The 21,238-nt window shown below is 43.2% G+C and carries 10 protein-coding genes; 5 read left to right on the top strand and 5 right to left on the bottom strand.

What is annotated here, in order from left to right; genetic code table 11:
- Nucleotides 1-11: 11 nt before the first annotated feature.
- The 5 genes from ZOBGAL_RS21745 (at nucleotide 12) to ZOBGAL_RS21725 (ending at nucleotide 13,338) form a co-directional block, all read left to right on the top strand.
- Nucleotides 12-3,086, top strand: coding sequence for a SusC/RagA family TonB-linked outer membrane protein (locus ZOBGAL_RS21745; protein ID WP_013995945.1), 3,075 nt, complete (start codon nucleotides 12-14; stop codon nucleotides 3,084-3,086).
- An 18-nt stretch (nucleotides 3,087-3,104) separates the two neighbouring features.
- Complete coding sequence (locus ZOBGAL_RS21740; protein ID WP_013995944.1) at nucleotides 3,105-4,766, top strand: RagB/SusD family nutrient uptake outer membrane protein; 1,662 nt, start codon at nucleotides 3,105-3,107, stop codon at nucleotides 4,764-4,766.
- 97 nt (nucleotides 4,767-4,863) lie between these two features.
- On the top strand, nucleotides 4,864-6,915 hold the full coding sequence (locus tag ZOBGAL_RS21735) for a glycosyl hydrolase 115 family protein (protein ID WP_013995943.1): 2,052 nt from the start codon (nucleotides 4,864-4,866) through the stop codon (nucleotides 6,913-6,915).
- Nucleotides 6,916-6,928: 13 nt separating this feature from the next.
- Complete coding sequence (locus tag ZOBGAL_RS21730) at nucleotides 6,929-9,241, top strand: GH92 family glycosyl hydrolase (protein ID WP_013995942.1); 2,313 nt, start codon at nucleotides 6,929-6,931, stop codon at nucleotides 9,239-9,241.
- Nucleotides 9,242-9,303: 62 nt separating this feature from the next.
- Nucleotides 9,304-13,338 (top strand): hybrid sensor histidine kinase/response regulator transcription factor, encoded by a 4,035-nt coding sequence (locus ZOBGAL_RS21725; RefSeq protein WP_013995941.1) that lies wholly within the window; start codon nucleotides 9,304-9,306, stop codon nucleotides 13,336-13,338.
- A 19-nt stretch (nucleotides 13,339-13,357) separates the two neighbouring features.
- On the opposite strand, the gene ribB is transcribed toward ZOBGAL_RS21725, so the two are convergent.
- From ribB to ZOBGAL_RS21700, 5 genes are all read right to left on the bottom strand, one after another.
- On the bottom strand, nucleotides 13,358-14,488 hold the full coding sequence (ribB, locus tag ZOBGAL_RS21720) for a 3,4-dihydroxy-2-butanone-4-phosphate synthase (RefSeq protein WP_084724411.1): 1,131 nt from the start codon (nucleotides 14,486-14,488) through the stop codon (nucleotides 13,358-13,360).
- An 8-nt stretch (nucleotides 14,489-14,496) separates the two neighbouring features.
- The gene (locus ZOBGAL_RS21715) at nucleotides 14,497-15,987 is read right to left on the bottom strand and encodes an LptF/LptG family permease (RefSeq protein WP_013995939.1); all 1,491 of its coding nucleotides are present in this window, start codon (nucleotides 15,985-15,987) and stop codon (nucleotides 14,497-14,499) included.
- Nucleotides 15,988-16,066: 79 nt separating this feature from the next.
- Entirely contained in the window at nucleotides 16,067-16,711 is a 645-nt protein-coding gene (locus ZOBGAL_RS21710; RefSeq protein ID WP_013995938.1) for a LolA family protein, read from the bottom strand.
- Nucleotides 16,712-16,737: 26 nt separating this feature from the next.
- Nucleotides 16,738-19,131 carry an FtsK/SpoIIIE family DNA translocase gene (locus ZOBGAL_RS21705; protein ID WP_013995937.1) on the bottom strand — a complete coding sequence of 798 codons (2,394 nt, stop codon included), beginning with the start codon at nucleotides 19,129-19,131 and terminating at the stop codon, nucleotides 16,738-16,740.
- Nucleotides 19,132-19,240: 109 nt separating this feature from the next.
- Complete coding sequence (locus ZOBGAL_RS21700; protein WP_013995936.1) at nucleotides 19,241-21,190, bottom strand: LTA synthase family protein; 1,950 nt, start codon at nucleotides 21,188-21,190, stop codon at nucleotides 19,241-19,243.
- Nucleotides 21,191-21,238: the final 48 nt, after the last annotated feature.

Raw genomic sequence — 21,238 nt, 5'->3', positions numbered from 1 at the left:
ACTAAATTAAAATGAAAAAACTCAGACTTTTAATGGCATTCCTCCTTTTAGGGGTGACAACAGTTTCATGGGCGCAAACACAGATTTCCGGTGTTGTGGTCGATGAGGCTAATATACCTTTGCCAGGTGCCAGTGTTTTAGTAAAAGGTACGAACAATGGTGTTGTATCTGATTTTGACGGAAATTTTGTCATATCGGTAGGCGATTCCGATAAGGCTTTAGTGGTTTCATATATAGGATATGAAGACAAGGAAGTTGCTTTGACCGGTACCTCGACCTATACCGTTCAACTGAGTGAATCCTCTATGGGACTTGATGAAGTTGTGGTAATTGGGTACGGTTCGGTAAAGAAAACCGATTTGACCGGTGCCGTTGCATCTATCGGAACGGAGCAATTGACGGAACAACGAAAAACCGATTTGGGACAGGCTGTACGGGGTACGGTAGCAGGTGTAGATGTAAGAAGGCTGAACTCAAAACCAGGGTCGCCCTTGTCTATCCGGATTAGGGGTAATACGGTAATTACCAACAGCAACCAAGCGAATAAAGATGGTCAGAGCGACAATGTAACGGAAGATTTATCAAGGCCCCTATATGTAGTCGATGGTATTTTTCTCGATAACATTAACTTGCTTAACCCGGCCGATATCCAGCAAATGGATATCTTAAAGGATGCTTCAGCAACCGCCATTTATGGTTCAAGAGGTGCCAACGGGGTGGTAATCATTACCACAAAAAACGGAATAGAAGGGAAGACCCAGTTTTCCTACGATGCCTCATTCGGTATCAGTACGGCGACCAATCTTCCGGATACCATGTCGGGAAGCGAGTATGTTGATTTTATCGATGATAGCTTGCGGGCTGAACAATGGAAAACAGATTGGTTGAATAACCCTTCATCAAACCTTTCGGCCGCGGATTTCAATAATTATACCCTTAACCGGTCTACCGAGTTTTTTAATAATGGGGAAACCGACAACATAGCCAACGGAAGATATTTTGATTGGGTAGATTACATTACTAGGGCGGCAATGCAGACCAGCCATACCGTTTCTATGTCGGGTGGAGAGAATGGATTGGTCTATAGTGGATCTATTGGCTATTTAAAAGATGAGGGCGTAGTGGGCAATGATCAAGCCTATGAGCGCTATACCGCATCGGTGTCTTTGTCAAAAAAAATAAACCGATTGACCATAGGTCTACGCGCCTATCTTTCGTATTCGGAGCAAGAATCAGGTAGTCGGGAACTTTTTAGAAGTGCCTATAGGTTGCCCGTTACCGTAGATCCTTATGATGATAATGGGGAATTGATATTGGTTCCCGACGATGAAGACCCAAGGTTTATGAACCCCTATTATGAGGTGAACGGGGCTTGGAAGGTCAACCAAAGGATATTGAACGTGATATCGAACTTCTACTTGCAATATGCGGCTAGCGATCAGGTAACCTTGAAAACAACTTTTTCTCCCAACTTATCTACTACAAGAAACGGGGAGCATAGGGGCTTGCTTACCAAAGCGGCAAGGAACGACCCTTCAAGAACAAGGGCTTATTACGGTACGGATTGGAACAATTCTTATACTTGGGACAATACGGCGGACTTCAACTTCGATATAACCGATAAGCAAAAACTGAGTACTACTTTGATCGCTTCGGTCTATTATGATCAACTCGAAGGTAATAATATAGAGACGAGAAATGTTCCTGATTTTCACGGCTTCTATAATACAGGTGCGGGTACCGATATTCGTGAGAATAGCTCGTACTACCAAAAAGAGACCACGGCTTCATTTGCCGGTCGTTTAAACTATAATATTAACGACAAGTACTTGTTTACCTTTACCGGAAGATATGACGGGGCCTCTAAATTGGCCGAGGGCAACAAATGGAACTTCTTTCCATCTGCAGCATTCGCATGGCGGGCAAGTGAAGAGAAATTTCTACAGGGCGCCGATTGGCTGTCTAACCTAAAACTAAGGTTGAGTTATGGTAAATCGGGTAACTACAATACCGTAGGGCCTTATCAATCTTTTGCCTTCCTTGAAGGGGCCAATTACCTCTATGGTGATAATTTGACCAACGGGAATATTGTTAGCGGCTTCTCCAATAACAAGTTGACTTGGGAAGAGTCAGAAGAGATCAATTTCGGACTCGATTTTGGAATGCTCAACAACAGGGTCAATTTTTCATTGGAATTGTACGATAAAAAGACCGAAGGGGCTATATTCTCTAGAGACCTGTTAATGTTGACCGGTTTCGATAGTGCGGTGGGGAACTTTGGTTCAATGAAAAACAGTGGGGTAGAGTTTACCTTGAACACCAAAAACATTCAAACCGAAAACTTCAGTTGGAACACCAGTTTGAACTTTGCCAAAAACAAAAATGAAATATTAAAACTGGAAGGGGATTTAGAATTACAGGTTTTCGGTACACACAGTGCCTTGATCGTAGGAGAACCTTCTGACGCCATTTATTCATATGAAAAATTGGGTATTTGGCAAATAGATGAAGCCACGGAAGCCGCGGTTTATGGGGCGGTGCCCGGTGAGTACAAATTCAAGGACCAAAATAACGACGGAGCCATCGATGCCGTAAACGATAAGGTGGTCATTGGTACAACGGCACCCGATTGGACAGGGGGTATGACCAATACCTTTAAATATAAAAACCTTGATATGTCGGTTATGATGTATACGAGACAGGGAGTTTTTGGCCATTCCGAATTTCATCAACATCACGATATAAATGCCAGTGAGACTGCATTTAATAAAATAAGTACTTCGTATTGGACCCCCGACAACCCCGATGCGGAAAACCCCTTGCCTGGTGTTACGCCAAATGTAGGTGAGTACTGGTTTGAAGATATGTCTTTCGTTAAGATAGGGAATATCGGGGTAGGATATAATTTTCCTAGCGAGCTATTGGATAGGTTGAAAATGTCTAGTGCAAGATTGTCGGTCGATGTTCAAAACCCTTTCACTTTTACCGATTATGAAGGGCCAGATCCTGAAACAGGGTTGCAAAACTCATACAATATGAGCTTTCAGACACGTACTACCTTGATAGGTTTAAAAGTTGCATTCTAAAGATAAAATTTTAAGAAAATGAATAGATATATAAAGAACATCGGAAGGTTGCTATTGGGTTTGGCCCTAAGCTTTGCCACATATTCCTGTAACGACTACTTAGAGGAAGAGAACTACACCAACCTAACAGGTGAGGACTTTATTTCGGAAGATAACGCGGATAGATTGGTGGTTGGTATTTACGACGCCCTAAGACCGGTATACAAGGGGTATGATGTAGCCATGTTGGGAACGGATATTTTTACCACCCAAGGAAACATCAGTACCGATTTAAGTTCGTTGAACGTTTATTTTAACCTTAACAGCAGTAACGGTAGCTTCTCTTCCGAATGGGGTAGAAATTACAGTGTAATCAGTAAGGCCAATATAGTCGTCAACCGGTTTACCAATGAAATCTCTTGGGTCGACTCTAACCTATCTGCCCGTGATAATGGTATTGCCCAGGCAAAAGGTTTGAGGGCCTTGGCCTATTTCAATCTAGTGCAACAGTTTGGCGGGGTTGTAATTTCCTTGGAAGAAATTACGGAAATTAGTTCCGATTACACCCGTTCGACCGAAGAAGAGACCTATACCCAGATCATTACCGATCTAGAGGAGGCGATTCCCGATTTAGAGGCCTATCCTGAAACCGGTCGGTTTTCGAAAAGGGCGGCCCAGCATTTATTGGCAAAGGTATACCTGACAAGGGCTTATACCTCCTTTGCCGGTTCTGATGATTTTGAAAAAGCCGCCGCCTTGTCAGAAAGTGCGATTGATGGCTATGATATCAAGTCACAAACGTACGCCCAGGTATTCGACTACGACAACCAGGTAAATGATGAAGTGTTGTTTGCCATACAATACGGTGCAGGTGGTGATTACGAAGACCGTAACAACAACAAGCACTCCATATTAATGTACAGCGTGGACCAATTGCCTGGAATGAATAGGCAAAACCCATATGGTTTCAGGGATGGTAATGCAATGCCTACCGAGTTCTTCTATTCCTTGTTCGATGATAACGATACTAGGGAAGAAGCAACCATTCATAGGACGTTGTTCGCCAATGTCGTAGATTCTGTGGGTACCGATATAATTGCCGTGGGTGATACGGTTGCTTATTTTCCTAAGAATGCATTGACCGCCGATCAGTTGGCCGATAAATTAGACCGATATTATGTCTATCAGCCCGATCAGTATTACTACAACGATGCTCCCGTAGACGTGCCTGGGGTCAACTACCTTTATACGGCGAATACGAACACCACGAACTTCCCCATTTTCAAAAAATTCGACGATGTCGGCTTTGATGAGGCGGAAGGCGGTTATAGGGACACTTTTGTGTTCAGGGTGGCCGAATCGCATTTGATTGCAGCTGAAGCTTACCTAGGTGCGGGTAATCCGGCTATGGCCATTTCCCATATGAACATCGTTAGGGAGCGTGCTACGGGCGTGGCGAACCACTATGCCGCCGTAACCATAGACGATATCTTGGATGAAAGGGCCTTGGAACTTGCAGGGGAAACCAATAGATGGAACGATTTAAAAAGAACGGGCAAACTAGAGGAGCGTATGAAGCTTTACAATCCCCATGTGATCGATCATGGTTCTTTTGATCCATCGGTGCATTTATTGAGACCTATTCCTGCTAGCGAAATTATTCTGTCCGATAACAATATTGAACAAAACCCTGGTTATTAATTGAAGTTTTGAGTTGGTTAAATATGGACGGGAGTGGTATTCCTGTCCATATTTTTTGAAATGCCCCCAATGCTAAGACCAGTATATAATCCATAAAATGATAAGAACGTTACGATTTAGCCGAATCCTCATAGTACTTGCGGTTCTGGGTGTGCTCTTGTTTTATTCCTTCTCCAAAGAAAAGACAACTTCCTGTTTTTTAGTGATAGGTAAAGGGGCAAGTGAAACGGAACGCAATGCGGTTGACGATTTTAAACAAGATTTAGAGAAAACCGTATCGGCAAAAGTCCATATCGTTTCCGATGTCAACGACCTTACCGATAAGGGAGCCGTAATCGTATTGGGAACTCCGGCTTCAAATGATCTGATTGCCGTGCTGAACGAGGAGGGTAAAATTAAGATTACAAAAGAAACACCTGGTCCTAGGGGAGGTATATGGGCGAAAACAACGTTACAGGGAGAAGAGGAGGTCATCGTTATTGCAGGTTCCGATGTACAGGGCTTTCAATATGCGGTTTACGACTATTCAAACGAAATGCTGGGTATCGATCCCTTGCAATATTGGACCGGTAAGGAAGTTACACCTAAATCGATAAAAGACCTCTTTAATTTTACGGATAGAAAAATAGCACCTCCTAAAGTACCCTTGCTTTGCTACTTTGAAAACGATGTGGATGAGTTGGCCAATTATAGGGGCGATTTACTGTCGTACGATTGGGAGAGCTATACCGAAATGATCAATTCATTGGTACGGCTAAGGTACAATGCCATCCAAATTTTTGATATGCTGGGACGACCCGAATTTTTTATTCGTCCGGAATATAAAGAACTGACCGATTACAAGCTAGATATCGCCTATGTAGAAAAGATGATAGACTACGCACAGAAAAAAGGGATGAAGGTGGCTATAGATTTTGCCCTTGGCTATCAAATACACCCTATGTCGGCCGATAAAGCTACTTGTTGGGCCGATTATAAGGAAGACTGGTTGACCGCATGGCGTTATTATTTAGAGGAGACCCCATTGCGTAAAACCGATATTTTTATTTTACGCCCCAGACACCAAGTGTGGGATTGGGAGTACGAAAGTAGTTGCGGGGAAGATAAGGTAGAGGTGTTCAATGAGGTATATAAAGCGTTTGGTGATTTGGTGGATGCCTATAAACCAAATGCCGATAAGGTCTTGGTTTGTTATTCCGATGGAATGGAAATGTGGAACGATGGCTTCCGACCTCCTAAAGATTGGATTGTGGCATGGTCCGACCATGGGTTTGGCGATTTTGAATATTATCCCGATACCACCGATGGTTACGATTTCGGTACCTATATGCATGCCGGGTTTTGGCTGAACCATACCGTGCATAACCCTTATCCTGAAAAAGTAGAATCGGTAATGAAAGAGATGTTCTCAGGATATGATGCCGATACGTTTTGTCTGGTAAACGGACAGAATTTTAGACCCTTTCTTTTAAACATCGAAGCTTATGCCGAGGTTTGTAATTCCCCCAACAGTTTTGAGGCGGATGCTTTTTACAAAAAATGGACGGAAGGCTATTTTGATGGGGAAAGTGCCGAACATGCAGTAGCATCGATGAAATATTTACACAGGGCACAACAGGAAAGGATAGGCTATGTACAGCACCTTTGGGAAATAAGGGAAGCCATATCCTATTTATCCGATAGCCCTATTCAACGTCCCGGAAAATTACCTGTAGCGCATGACTATAAAAGGGTCGAGAACGATTTGGAGCGTGTCAGGTTCATACGGCAAGAAATAAATAGGGCCGTTCAAGAAGCCGAAAAAGGATTGGGGAAAGTGAAGAGGAACAAGAATTTTTACCACGACTATATCTATCTTCCTGCTCGCCTTTATCAAGATTTGGTCGATTTTGAACAAACCCTGCACGACATGTCCGTCTTTAAGAAACAGTTCGAAGACACGGGTGACGATAAGTTTTTGAACGATGCCCAAGCCTTGTTGCCACAAGCAAAAGAACAACTGGAGATCATTTATCGTAACCGAAAAACCGGTGACAAAGAAGTAAAATGGAAGAATTGGTACAACCCTGAAATAAGAAGGCCCAACAATGGCTTCCCAACTTTTCAAATGTTAGATCAAATCACCTTAAACCTTAATACAAAAAGCTAAAGAAACTCTTTATATGAATTTATTTTCAAAAGTTTCCCTATACGGAATTTGCATCTCATTAGCGGTTGCACTCTCGTCTTGTGGGGCTGAAAACCAAGGCCCTCAAACAGTTGAGATGGTAGAACCTGTAGATATGGTCTACCCTCAGCTCGATACTGAAAATTCAAGATGGTTCTTCTTTTCGTCGGCGAGTAGGCCGTTCGGAATGGTCAACTTGAGTCCCGATACCGAAGTGGATGGTGCCTGGGGAAGTGGGTATAGGTACAAGGTAGACACCGTTCAGGGGTTTAGCCATATCCATGCATGGCAACTTTCAGGTTTGTCGGTTATGCCGGTAACCATAGATGATACCAATAGAAAAGAGATATTCACCGATTTTCGGTCTAAGTTTGACCATGACAAGGAAAAGGTCTCCCCTGGGTATCATTATCTAGAATTGGAAAAGTACAATATCAATGTTGAGCTCAGCAGTACAACACGTGTGGGATTACATAAATATGCCTTTCCTAAAAAAGGAAAAAGACCGGCCGTACTTTTTAATTTAAACGGAATGTTGGGGCCTAATAAAAATACTGACGGACGACTTGAAATTGTGGGGAACGGTTCCTTGATAGGGGAATTGCTTATCACTGAAACAAGTAGAAGGCCCAAACCCGTAAAACTCTTTTTTGCCATAGACTTCAATTCTGGGATCGATTCGATAGAACGTGACGAAACCACGGGGAATTATTTGGTCTTTTTAAAGGATGGTGTTGATGAAGTTCTTATGAAAGCCGGTATTTCGTATACCTCTGTTGCCAATGCCAAGGCGAATATCGATGCCGAATTGCCGCATTGGGACTTTTATAAGGTCGTTCAAGATTCTAGAAAAGAATGGAACGGTCTACTGGCACGAATAGAAGTCGAGGGCAGTACAGAGACCGCCAGAAAAAGGTTTTACACGGATTTGTGGCATGGACTTCAAGGCCGAAGGATCATCAGCGATGTCAATGGGGCCTACCCCGATAATACGGGGGAGGAGTTTAGAGTAGGGCAATTGCCTCTCGACGACCGTGGAAAGCCTCAATTCAATCATTACAATTCCGATTCCTTTTGGGGTGCGCAATGGACCATCAACACGCTTTGGGGCTTGGTATATCCCGAAATCATGGAAGAATTTGTGCATTCGCTCCTACAATACTATAAAGATGGGGGAATGGTGCCAAGGGGGCCATCCGGAGGAAATTACACCTATGTAATGACCGGTGCTTCGTCTACACCGTTTGTTGTAAGTGCCATCCAAAAAGGTCTGATTACTGAAGATTTAGAAGGGATTTACCAAGCTTTAAAGAAAAACCATATGCTAGGTGGTATTATGGGCAAAGCAGGGTATGAACACCATACAACGATAGGTGGCGGACTCAAATATTACTTAGAGAACGGATATGTACCACACCCCATTCCAGAGGGAAGATTCGGTGGCCACCAAGATGGGGCGAGCATGACCATGGAGTATGCCTATCAAGATTGGACCTTGGCCCAATTGGCAAAAAAGCTAGGATACCTTGAGGACTATTCCTATTTCATGAAGCGTTCCGATAATTATAAAAATGTATTCGACGCTTCCGTAGGATGGATGCGACCTAAAGATGTTTCGGGCAAATGGCGTGAAAATTACGATCCGTACGAGCATGAAAACGGGTTTATTGAATCGAACGGGGCACAATCCACATGGTTCGTACCCCATGACCAAGAAGGACTTGCCGCGTTAATGGGAGGGAAGGAAGCAGCTGCCAAAAAATTGAATATGCAATTCGAACAGGCCGAGAAGTTAGGCTTTACCGCAGGGAGTTCACATTCGCAGGAACTGCATCCCGAATATCGCAATATCCCCATCAACTACGGGAACCAGCCTTCCATACAAACGGCCTTTGTATTCAATAAGCTAGATAGGCCCGACCTGACCCAATACTGGTCGAGAAAGGTGGCGCAAACCGTTTTTGGAGGATTGTCGCCGGCTACCGGCTATAACGGGGATGAAGATCAAGGCCTGATGGGCAGTTTGGCCGTGCTTATGAAAATTGGATTGTTTCAAATGAACGGGGGAACCGAGGAAAACCCAAAATATGAATTCGGGAGTCCTAGTTTCGATAAAGTGGTGATTAATCTTACCAACGGTAATAAGCTGACTATAAATGCGAAAGGGGCCAGTTCGGGAAAGGTCTATGTAAACGGAATTCAACTAAACGGGGAAGAATACAATGCATACAGTGTTTCCCACGACCTCCTCGAGAAAGGTGCCGTATTGGATTTTAACATGGTCGGACATAGGCCCGAGCTAGATTAATGACGTATGGGCTAGCAGTTCTTCTTTAATGTCATAAATTGTAGTCACAATTCAAAAAATTAATGGGCTATCGATTAACATGCATCTTCTGGATTATAGTCTCCATATGGGGACTGCATGGGCAATCGTTAAAATTTGAACATTATAACGATGCAAGTGGACTTTCCCATAATTCGGTCAGGCATATTGTTCAAGATAATAATGGTTTTTTATGGTTCGGTACCTTTTCTGGCCTGAACCGCTTTGATGGATATGAGTTTAAATCGTATACCAGCGCTTCGCCATCGGAAAACACCATTCCAAATGACGATATTACCGCCTTGGAATTTGATCAAGAGGCAAACCAACTTTGGATCGGAACGCGAAATGGGCTCGCTCGATTTGATTTGAATACCTATAGGTTCAAGGTCTTTTTGCCCGACCCTGCAAATGTAGGTTCGTTACAGGATAAGGAAATCAGGTCGGTGCATATCGATTCGTTCAAAAGGGTGTGGGTCGGTACCAAAGATCAAGGGCTTTTTATATACGATTCCCATAACGAGAGCTTTAGCAAGGTGCCCCTGGAAGGATTTACCTATATCAAGGAGATTTTTGAAGATTCAAAAGGACATATATGGGTAGGGAGTTATGGGGCCGTAGGCATCGCCAGGATTTCTTTGGACAACCTAGGCTCTATCGTTCAGGTGAAGCAGTATTCCTTATTACCGGAGAACTTAAAGGAGTCCAACCCTTATATAAATTTCATTTATGAAGATCATAAAGCCGATCTTTTTGTAGGCAGTAGAAATGGCCTGTTTAAGCTGAACGCCAGCGAAGACCGTTTTGAAGACCTTCCTATAGAGGATATGGGGGTGCGTGACAAACTTGGGCCTTACTTTATTTCAATAGCCAAGGCCCCTAACGGGAAATATTGGCTCGGAACCTTGGGAGGGATTGTTCAAGTCGACGAATTGGAAGATTTACGTAAGCAAAAGTACCAATGGTATTTTTCCGAGTTGTCAGATGATGATTCCCTAGTCGATAACTTGGTCTCCGCCTTGTATTTTGATGCTTCGGGGGTGCTTTGGGTGGGTACGGAAGAAGGCCTTGATAAATACGACCCTTACGAAAACCAGTTTACCTACAATACTTCGATCAGTCGTTATATCGATAATCAAGTTCCGCGTATACGTGATTTTTCGAAAACTTTTGACGGAAAAATAATAGTGGCTACACGTCATAACGGTCTCTTTGTTTCCGAAGGCAATCGTTATATTCCTCTGTATCAAACCGCGAAAGATATCGCAAGTATGTTTTCTATAGACGGCAAAGTCTTTTACTGTGGTCTATGGGACGGGAAAATTCTTATTTATGATTATGTAAGGAAAACCAATAAGGTGATCGATGTGGGGATTGATAAAGCCCCTATTTTGGCTTTTGAGCCCTTGGGAAATCGGCATATGGTCATTGGGTCCCATGGTGAAGGGGCCGTGGTCTTAGATGTAAAAACCAAACAGGTCGATACGTCTTTCGGCAATTTGCTGCCTGGCCTAGACATTAACGCTATTAAAGAGAGCGATGAAAAAATTTGGTTCGCTACCCAAATGGGCGCCTATTGTTATGATAAGTCGTCAATGAAGGTCAAGGTGTTTGAGGCCCGTTCGGAAGACCATATCGGAGTACCCCATAATAATGTGAGCGATATAGCCATAGATGTTTCCGGTAAAGTTTGGGCGGCTACTCGAAAAGGACTTTGTTACTACGATGTTTCGCTTGATGATTTTGTTCCCATTACCGATATCGATGGCCTAAAAGACCGTTGGGTCACCAATTTTGTGGCCCAAAAAGATGGTTTTTTGTGGCTTAATATGAACAATAATAATTTGGGGAAGCTCGACATTGCGTCAAAAGAATTGAAATTGTACCATACCGAAAGTGGAAACCGACTTGATATATTCAGTACACGAGGTTTCTATTATGCCGATGAGACCCATATGTACTTAGGAGGGAAGGATGGCGTAATCACCTTTTCCCCAAAAGGACTTTCGGTGAACGAATACGCGCCCAAGCCTATTATCTCAAGTATTCGGGTACAGAACAAGGCGGTAGAGATCGGTTCGGTGGTCAACGGCCAAGAAATATTGAAATCCGATATTAATTTAGGCCGAAAGCTGGTACTGGAGAATTCGAACAAAAATTTCTCGCTTACCTTTTCGAGTCCCTCTTACGTTAACGGAAGGCAAAACAGATACAGTTATATTCTTGAAGGCTTCGATGAAAACTGGAATACCGTAGATGTCAGGCAACGCACCGTTCAGTATACCAATCTTTTTTCAGGCGATTATGTGTTCAAGCTAAGGGCTATGAACAGTCATGGGGTATGGAGCGATGTGTCTTCGTACCAGATTGAAATTCTTCCCCCATTTTGGTTTACATATAAAGCGTTTTTTCTGATGCTTTTGGTACTGGCCCTGGCTTTCTACCTTATCCGTAAACAGATACGGGCACGAATAGTGCTCAAGCAACAATGGTTGATGGAGAAGGTAAAACGTGAACGCGATGAGAAACTCAACAACGAAAAGCTGCGTTTCTTTACGAATATATCGCATGAGTTACGAACTCCATTGACACTGATTCTCGGTCCTGCAAAGCAACTGATAGAAGATGGAAAGGACTCCGGTAATTATTTTCAGCAGAGCCGGTACAACCTGATTCATCAAAACGCAAATCGATTACTGAATTTAGTGAACCAAGTATTGGATTTTAGAAGGGCGCAGTCCGGTGAATTGCGTTTGAAGGTGACCAAGACCGATATTCTTCTTTATACCAAAAACACCTTTCGCTCCTTTGAGGAACTGGCGGACGACAAAAAAATAAACTTCAATCTTATCTGTGAACACCAAAACATCGAAGGTTATATCGATAGGGACAAGTTTGACAAAATGCTTTACAATCTTTTGTCCAATGCCTTAAAATTCACCCAGGGTTATGGGCATGTAGACCTTTTTATAGAAGTAAAGGAAGAAAAAGGCGGAGCACACCTTCTGGTTGAAGTCAGTGATGATGGTATCGGGATTCCCAAAGAAAGCCAAGAGAAGGTTTTTTCTAGATTCTATCAAGCCCCGAACAGTACCAGCCTTAATACGGGATCGGGCATAGGTCTTTCTTTGGTAAAGGCCTTGGTTGAATTGCATAAGGGAAAAATAACGATTGAAAGTGAGCTTAACAAAGGCAGTGTGTTTACCTTAAAGCTTCCTATAGATCGAAAGGCCTACGATGACGATGAGGTATTCGATTACGAAAAAAGCCAAGTCGTGGAAGAGTCGCCACAGCTCATCACCGCCAAAAAAATCATCCAAAGTACCCATTTAAAAGAGCGGATATTGATCATAGAGGACAATGCCGAACTGCGGAGCTATTTGGTCGATTACCTGTCCGATTACTACAAGGTCTTTGAGGCGGAAAATGGGAAGAAGGGGCTAGAGGTATGTTTAAAGGTAAAGCCCGCCATCTGTATTGCCGATATTATGATGCCGGTCAAGAACGGGCTCGAATTTTGTAAAGCCTTGAAGAACGATGCCGATATAAGCCATATTCCCGTCATTCTTCTAACGGCCCTATCGGATAACGATGACAAGATCAAAGGATATAGCTCGGGAGCGGATGGGTATTTGGTCAAGCCTTTTGATCCTTCGCTTTTAAAGACGAGGATTGAAAACATCATCAATTCTAGAAAAGAATTGAAAAATAGGTTTTCCGAAGAAATCGAAAGTCAGGTAAATACCTTGACCCATTCGCCCATAGATCAGTCTTTTATGGAAAAATTGACGGAACTGATACATGAGAACATGGGCAATAGCGACCTGAACACCTCCTTGCTCTGTCAGGCATTGGGTATGAGTTCGTCCAAATTGTATAGAAAGATCAAGGAACTTACCGATTTGGCGCCCAATGAGTTTATACGGACCATTCGACTGAAAAAATCGGCCCAATTGCTACGGACCAAAAAGTACAACGTATCGGAGGTCACCAGCCTTATAGGCTTTAGTGATCCCCTATATTTTAGTCGCTGCTTTAAAAAGCAGTTCGGATATCCGCCTAGTCAGCTGATAAAATAAAACGAAGGAGAAAGATGTTCTAATACCCGACGTATTCTACGATTTCAAGGCCGTACCCTACGATACCCACACGTTTGGTTTGGGGCGAGTTGGATAAGATTCTCATTTTGGCGATATCCAAATCGTGGAGAATTTGTGCGCCGATACCAAAGTCGCGGGCATCCATATCTATTTTTGGCGCTTTTCGAATTCCTTTTTTCTGTAGTTCCTTTAGTTCGGCCAATCGGGACAATAGGTTGAGCGATTCGGCATCTTGGTTTATAAATACAATGGCGCCCTTTCCTTCCTTATTGATGGCATTGAACATATCTTCGAGCTTGGCATCGGGATTGTTCGTAAGCGTGCCCAAGATATCGTTATTGACCAAGGTCGAGTTGATTCGGGTAAGTACCTTTTCATCTTTTTTCCAAGAGCCTTTGGTCAACGCAATATGTACGTGGTTGTTCGTCGTCTGTTGGTAGGCGCGTAATCGGAACTTTCCGAAACGGGTATCGATATCAAAATCTTCTTTTTTGGCGATAAGGCTGTCATGTTCCATTCGGTAGGCTACCAAATCTTCAATGGAAACGATCTTTAAGTCGAACTTTTTGGCAACCTCCAAGAGTTGGGGTAGGCGGGCCATGCTTCCGTCTTCGTTCATGATCTCAACAATGTAGCCCGCAGGTTTGAGTCCGGCCAGCCTTGCAAAGTCAATCGCAGCCTCTGTGTGGCCCGTTCTTCTTAGAACGCCCCCTTCCTTGGCTACAAGGGGAAAGATGTGTCCTGGGCGTGCCAAATCGTGCGGTTTGGTGTCTTCCTTGGTCAGGGCAAGAACCGTTTTGGCCCTGTCCGCTGCCGAAATACCTGTGGTAACTCCGCCACCGCGCAAATCTACTGACACTGTAAAGGCGGTTTCCATAGGGTCGGTATTGTTGCTGACCATCATATGTAGGCCCAATTCTTTGCACCTACCTTCGGTTAGTGGGGCGCAGATCAATCCTCTGCCGTGGGTCGCCATAAAATTCACGGTTTCGGGCGTAGCCAGTTCCGCAGCGGCCAAAAAGTCGCCTTCATTCTCCCTGTTTTCATCATCTACAACGATAATGACATTGCCTTTTCGAATTTCTTCAATCGCTTCCTCTATAGTATTCAATTGACTTTTCTTATCCATGTCGGTACTCATTCTTCTTCTTCGGATTGGTCTTTTTTTGAAAAAAGACGTTTGATACGGTCAAAGGCATTTCCGAGATTCATCATACCTCTGTCCGCCGTTGCACGTTGTGTTAGATAAACTCCCAATGGCAGCATGATCATTGATGGTAACCAAGCTCCTATAATGGGGTGAATGTTTCCTTTATAACTATAGTTTTCGGCAAATACACCTAAAAAGTAATAGACTAAGAACAGTAAGATGGCTACTACCATTGGTAGGCCAATACCCCCTTTTCGTATAATGGCACCCAATGGGGCACCTACAAAAAATAAGATAATACACGAAAGGGCCAAGGCGTACTTATCGTGTAAGGAAAAAACATGTCGCCTATGTATTTCATATCGTTTGTCGAGTTCCTGTTTTTTACCTTCGATAGAAGTCATGATATTCGATACCGAATTCTTCGCCGAATTCATCACTTGGATCTTTTGCCAATCTTTAAAGAAATCGATGATGTTTACGGGAGGCTGCTCTTTTTCTGCCGTTTCCGTAGTGGTTTCTAAACTGTCTACTTTTGCTTCCGTCGTTATGTCGGGGGTCGCTTTCTTTTGGATAGTGTCGATTGCAGCTTCCTTTGGTTTCGGCAGTTTTTCTTTTTGTCTAGCTATGGTATCTGCCGGGCTAAGGGGAATAAAGGCTCCCATTCGGTAGACAATGTTTTTCGAAAAGGCCTGAACGATCCTTCGGTTATCGGTCTCCAATGAATCCATATCCTTTAGCAATCGTGAAACGTTTTTCATCTTTTCACGATTCGATACACTTTCCTCTTCAAGGTCTTGCTCCATTTCTGGAATTTCGATATTCATTCGATAGACTTCGAAATTGGTCTTGGTAAAGGGGTATTTTCTTTTTTCGGTGCTTTTGGTTTTATCCATGTCCCGGTAATCGTGACCGTCACGTAGAACCAATTGAATAAGTTCGGAATCTTGGCTACTGATAAGTTCGCCCGTTTTGGCCTTGATGACCGTTACGTTTACATTGGAGGCCGATTTTTCGTGGATAATTACGTTCTTCAGAAAACGGTCTTGTTCACCGTATTTTTCATCTACCTTGATACTCATTCCCTCAAAATCGCTAAACACCCCTTTTTCAATAGCGGCAGCGGGCTTTACCTTGGCAATGTTGCGCCGCATATTGTAGATTTTCTGTTCGGAAGCCGGTATAACGCTATTGGCAAAATAGAAGGTGACCCCTCCTAATATGGCCATAAAGATAATGAGGCTGAGCATGGAGCGTTGAAGTGAAATACCCGAGGCTTTCATTGCGGCGAACTCGTAGTTCTCCGCCAAGGTTCCAAAAGTAAGTATAGAGGCCAAAAGAACGGTCAGGGGTAAAACCTTCTCCGTTAAGCTGGGCATCATATAAAAGAAAAACTTGCCTATAATGGCAATATCTAGACCTTTTCCCGCAAAATCATCAATGAACAACCATATCGTTTGAAATATGAAGATGAACATCAATATTACGAACGAACTCAAAAAATTATAAAGGAACCGCGATAAAATATATCGGTCTAGAATTCTCAATGTGGCAATATTAATTTCTTACTATGTAGTACCCGTCATTTTTGTACTTCGCCTCATCAAAAGTAAACAAGGTTTTTGACAAAGGCTGGTCCGTTTTGAAAGAATTAACGGTAAAGGTCGAGGTCGTTCCATTTTTACCGGTTTCTATCAGTTTGTAAATATGCTTTGTTTCGGCATCGATACCCAATAAAATAGTCTTTATTTCAGAATTGGTATCGATAGGGGTGAGCTTTACATACTGAATTTTCCTGCCATTGACATTTTGTAAAATGTCCATTCCGTAATTGTGGCCTTCCCTGTAAAAGGTCAACATTTTTGCCGGGGTCAGTGCATTTTCATCTTCTGATTTATCGTCAATGGTAACCTCTTCGTTCTCCGGTATAATGGTGTACACCTTAGAACCGTCGAACAATTGGGTGGTGCCAAAGATATTGGCGAGATATTTATCGCCTTGGAGGGTTACCTCTCCACGTGTTTCCTGGTTGATGCCCGCCTCTGAATTGTTCAGTACGTATTTAAAATCTACGTATATGTTGTCGTAACTCTTTACTTTGTTGTACACATCATCCAAGAGTGCCTTTGCTTTTTCGGAATTTTGGGCAAAGGTTGAATTTGATAGCAATACCAAGGCAAATAGTAAAAAAATCTTTTTCATTTTACGTTTTAAGTTAATAACTCGTGTTACGAGCGTTCGTTGCTTAATAATTGATCTAATGCGGTAAGGTCGGGCACCAAAACCTGTCGTGCCTTACTTCCTTCGAACGGACCTACAATGCCTGCTGCCTCTAACTGGTCTACGATACGGCCGGCGCGGTTATAACCCAATTTCAGTTTTCGTTGGATCAATGAGGCCGAACCCTGCTGTGCCGTTACGATGACCTCGGCAGCTTCACGGAACATCGCGTCGCGGTCGGCAATATCATAATCAATACTTGTGCCAGAATCTTCCCCAGAGTACTCGGGTAGTTCATGGGCGTTCGGGTAAGCTCTCTGAGCCCCTATGTATTCGGTAATCTTGGCTACTTCGGGCGTATCTACAAAAGCACATTGGATACGGGTAACATCGTTACCTTGGGTGTACAACATGTCACCACGACCGATCAATTGGTCGGCACCTTGGGCATCCAAGATCGTTCTTGAGTCGATTTTTGAGGTTACCCTAAAGGCTATACGGGCAGGGAAGTTTGCCTTGATGATACCGGTTATTACGTTGACCGAAGGCCTTTGGGTGGCAATAATAAGGTGTATACCGATGGCTCGGGCCAATTGCGCCAAACGGGCAATAGGCGTTTCTACTTCCTTTCCGGCGGTCATGATCAAATCGGCAAATTCGTCAATGACCAAAACGATATAAGGCAAGTACTTGTGTCCGTCGTTGGGATTCAACTTCCGCGCCTTGAACTTGGCGTTGTATTCCTTGAGGTTACGCACCATGGCAACTTTCAACAGTTCATACCTGTTGTCCATTTCGATACAAAGGGAATTCAAGGTGTTGATTACCTTGGCGTTGTCGGTGATGATCGCCTCTTCGGAATCGGGTAATTTAGCCAAAAAGTGGCGCTCTATTTTGTTATAGATGGAAAGTTCTACTTTTTTTGGATCCACCAATATGAATTTCACCTCGGCTGGATGTTTTTTGTACAGGAGGGAGGTCAGTACGGCGTTCAAACCTACCGATTTACCTTGTCCCGTAGCACCGGCCATCAGCAGGTGGGGCATTTTTGCCAAGTCAACAACAAAGGTTTCGTTGCTAATGGTCTTACCGAACGCTATTGGCAGTTCCATTTCGGCCTTTTGGAATTTGCTGGAAGCGATGACGGACCGCATGGAAACTATGGTCGCATTTTTGTTCGGCACTTCAATACCGATGGTTCCTTTTCCGGGAATTGGCGCGATGATACGTATTCCTAGGGCAGCCAATGAAAGGGCTATGTCGTCTTCTAGGTTTTTAATTTTTGAAATTCGAACCCCGGCCTCGGGAACAATTTCGTAAAGTGTAACGGTAGGACCAATGGTAGCCTTGATCTGGGAGATTCCTATTTTGTAGTTTTTAAGGGTATCTACAATCTTGTTTTTGTTTTCTTCCAGTTCTTCCTGGTTGATGGTAATTCCGCCCGTAACCCCATGTTGATCCAAGAGTTCCATGGTAGGGAACTTGTAATTGCCCAGTTCTAGGGTAGGGTCGAACTCACCGAAATCTTCAACCAATTTATCGGCAATATTGGTAGACTCTTCTTTTTCCTCCACAATTTTCTCGACTTCCATGGCGAGGTCTTCCTCGGTTTCTTCTTCCACGGGAACGGTCACCTCAAAATCGTCAATGGGCTCCACTTCGGTCTTTAGGGGGGGGATATCTTTTTTATGGGTATAGGTGTCGAGCACTATGGGCTCTTCTTTTTCCGCTTTGGTTACCGCTTCCTTTGCAGGGGCGGGAGCAGTGGCAGGCTCGGCTTCCCCAGTTGATTTTAATTCCGATTTTAAACTAGAGGTCTTTTTCTTAAAGGCACTGGCAACCCCTTCTGGCGTAAGTTTAAAGAAGCGGACCAAAATAAAGATCAGGCCGAAAATAAGGATGAGTACCACGCCTATCTTTCCTGTGTAGTCTTGTAGGAAATCGTTCATTTCATACCCTACCAGTCCCCCTAAAAGCGGTTTGGTCTCGGCAAAAAAGCCAAGGGCAATGGAAATCCATATCATAAAAATGAGTCCCCATATCCACTTTTTCAAAAGGCCCTTTTTGTCAAGGCTTAAAAAGAGGTAGAGGCCCGTTATGCATAGCATTACGGTAAGTATCAATGAAGCGACACCAAAACCTTTGTAAACAAAGAAGTGGCTTACACTGGCCCCGAATTTGTTCAGCAGGTTCTTGGCCTGTTCGTTTCGGTTGGCAAATTCAGAAAGTAAACTTTGGTCGTCTTGCCAAGTAAAATAATAAGATACGAACGAGAAGAACAGGGCCATACTGAACAGTATCAGAAGGCTTCCCAATATGATCTTGTTCTGTTTCGATAGCCCGAGGCTTACCTTTTTAGAACTTGTCTTCTTTTTTGTTGTCGTTGTTTTCTTTTTGGCCATTACTTTTTTTCCACTGGGTGCAAAAATACGTATTACGAAGTTTTCGACGTAAGGATTGCGAAAAGTCTTTTCGATTTTATAAAATGCCCACTTGTTTTAAACTTATGGGTTATTCCGTTTCTGTACTGTTTTCGGCATCTAAACGACCATCGAGGATGCGGTTCATGTAATCTTGAATAAACCCTTTGGTCATCTCTTCCATCTTTTTGGTCTTAAACGGGTTTTTCTTGGCAATGTTGTTTATAAGGCCCTTATCCTTTATATCGTAAAGACCTAAAGTGTTTTCGTCGTTACGAACTACAATAAGGCTGTCTCTCATAAAAAGAAAATTGGTACTGGTGTTCGATAGGGCATAGGGTTTCTGGATCGTATCGGAAATCAAGCTTCGGCCCCAACTTCTAAACGGTTTTTGATAGCCCGTAAGTGATACCAGGGTAGGGTATATGTCTATCTGTTGAGCCAAATCGCGGTTTACGCCTTTGTATTTTCCGTTCGGGTCAAAGATAAGAATGGGCACGCCATAACGATTTACTATTTTTTGATACTCTTCATAATAGATTTGGTTGCCATGGTCGGCGGTTATCACAAAAATGGTATTCTTGTACCATGGTTCGTTTTCTATTTTTTTGAAGAACTGCTTTAGTGCGTAATCGGTATACCCCACACATTTGTGTATGTCTAAAGTCCCTTCTGGAAACTTTCCTTTATATTTTTCGGGAATCTGATAAGGGGCGTGTGAGGAGACCGTAAAAATCGTTGAGAAAAAAGGCTCTTGTTTTTCTGAGAGTACATCGGCGGTATATTGAAGGAAGGGCTCGTCCCAAATGCCCCAGATACCATCAAAATCCTCATCGTTATTGTATTCGGTTTTCCCGTAGTAATGGTCGTATCCAAGCACGTTGCCAAAACCTAGGAAGCCCATGGAGCCATTGGGGGCACCGTGAAAGAAAGAGGTGTCGTAGCCCATTTCGTTAACGGCAGAGATGATCGATTTTATTTCCCTATTGGCATATGGGGAAGAGGTATAGGCTATTTTAAACGAAGGGATACCGGCAAGGATCGATGACATGGCGTGAATCGATTTTCTTCCGTTTGCAAAGGCATTGGGGAAAATCAGACTATGCTGTGCGAGCGAATCGATAAAAGGGGTGTAGCCTACATAGTTGTCTATGTTCATATCCTTATTGAACGAACCTAAATATTCACGGCCAAAACTTTCCAATATAAAAAGAACGATATTGGGTTTGTTGGGAACGCTATCCTTATACTGTTTTATAGGATGAAAGGTAGAGTCGATAACGGCTTGGGGCACGCCTTCCATTCGCTTAAAGTCGGAAGACTTGACCGTTCTGATAAAGGCAAATGGTGTGTTGAGAACAATGTTGGCATGTTCGGGAACCTTCACATGTCTGCTGGCATCAACCATGTTGATAGGTCTAGTGCTGTGTTTAAAGTCACCACGTATGCCCCCCACAACGAGGGCAGCGGTAACTAAAAGGGCAGCTACCGAGCTTAAGAAATAGGGCAACTTTTTGGAAGGGACGGCTTCTCGAACCTTAACACCTTTGTATAGTTTGACCCAAATAAAGGCGCATATAAAGAAAATAAGGAATACGTGCCAGTAATCCGTTATAAAGGATAGTAGTAGCTCTTCTTTATTTTTTTCGTTTTCAAGCGATTCAAAAGAGGCGAATGTACTTCGGGTAAAGGTATAGTTGTAGTATATGAAATCAACGAAATTGGTAGCAAAGGCTATCAGGTTGGTGGTCATATAGATCCACAGCAGTGTTTTTTGGTACGTTTTGGAAGTGTTCACCCATAAGGGGAGAAGGCTAAGGGCAATGAACAGGAGGTTTACGTACAATATTGCGGTGGTATCGAACGCAAGTCCCCAAAAGCACAAGGCCAACAAATCGCCAATGCCCCCTAGTTTAAATAGGTCTTGATTGTACAGATAAAATAAGAGTCGTGCTACAAAATAAAATATGTAGGCCAGAAATATGCGGTATAAGGTTACGGCATATTCGTTCAGTCGATATATGTTCTTAAAATCTAACAAATAAAATGTCTTTGTCTAGCGAATAATACCCTACACCATTTAATAGGG

The organism is Zobellia galactanivorans (assembly GCF_000973105.1).
GTDB classification, from domain to species: Bacteria; Bacteroidota; Bacteroidia; order Flavobacteriales; family Flavobacteriaceae; genus Zobellia; species Zobellia galactanivorans.
Note: the sequence above shows the minus strand (reverse complement) of the source record. Positions and strands in the feature narration are given on the sequence as shown.

Coding starts and splice junctions, on each gene's coding strand:
- ZOBGAL_RS21745 (WP_013995945.1), top strand. CDS start 12: ATGAAAAAACTCAGACTTTTAATGGCATTCCTCCTTTTAGGGGTGACA.
- ZOBGAL_RS21710 (WP_013995938.1), bottom strand. CDS start 16,711: ATGAAAAAGATTTTTTTACTATTTGCCTTGGTATTGCTATCAAATTCA.
- ZOBGAL_RS21705 (WP_013995937.1), bottom strand. CDS start 19,131: ATGGCCAAAAAGAAAACAACGACAACAAAAAAGAAGACAAGTTCTAAA.
- ZOBGAL_RS21735 (WP_013995943.1), top strand. CDS start 4,864: ATGATAAGAACGTTACGATTTAGCCGAATCCTCATAGTACTTGCGGTT.
- ZOBGAL_RS21715 (WP_013995939.1), bottom strand. CDS start 15,987: ATGTTCATCTTCATATTTCAAACGATATGGTTGTTCATTGATGATTTT.
- ribB (WP_084724411.1), bottom strand. CDS start 14,488: ATGGATAAGAAAAGTCAATTGAATACTATAGAGGAAGCGATTGAAGAA.
- ZOBGAL_RS21730 (WP_013995942.1), top strand. CDS start 6,929: ATGAATTTATTTTCAAAAGTTTCCCTATACGGAATTTGCATCTCATTA.
- ZOBGAL_RS21740 (WP_013995944.1), top strand. CDS start 3,105: ATGAATAGATATATAAAGAACATCGGAAGGTTGCTATTGGGTTTGGCC.
- ZOBGAL_RS21725 (WP_013995941.1), top strand. CDS start 9,304: ATGGGCTATCGATTAACATGCATCTTCTGGATTATAGTCTCCATATGG.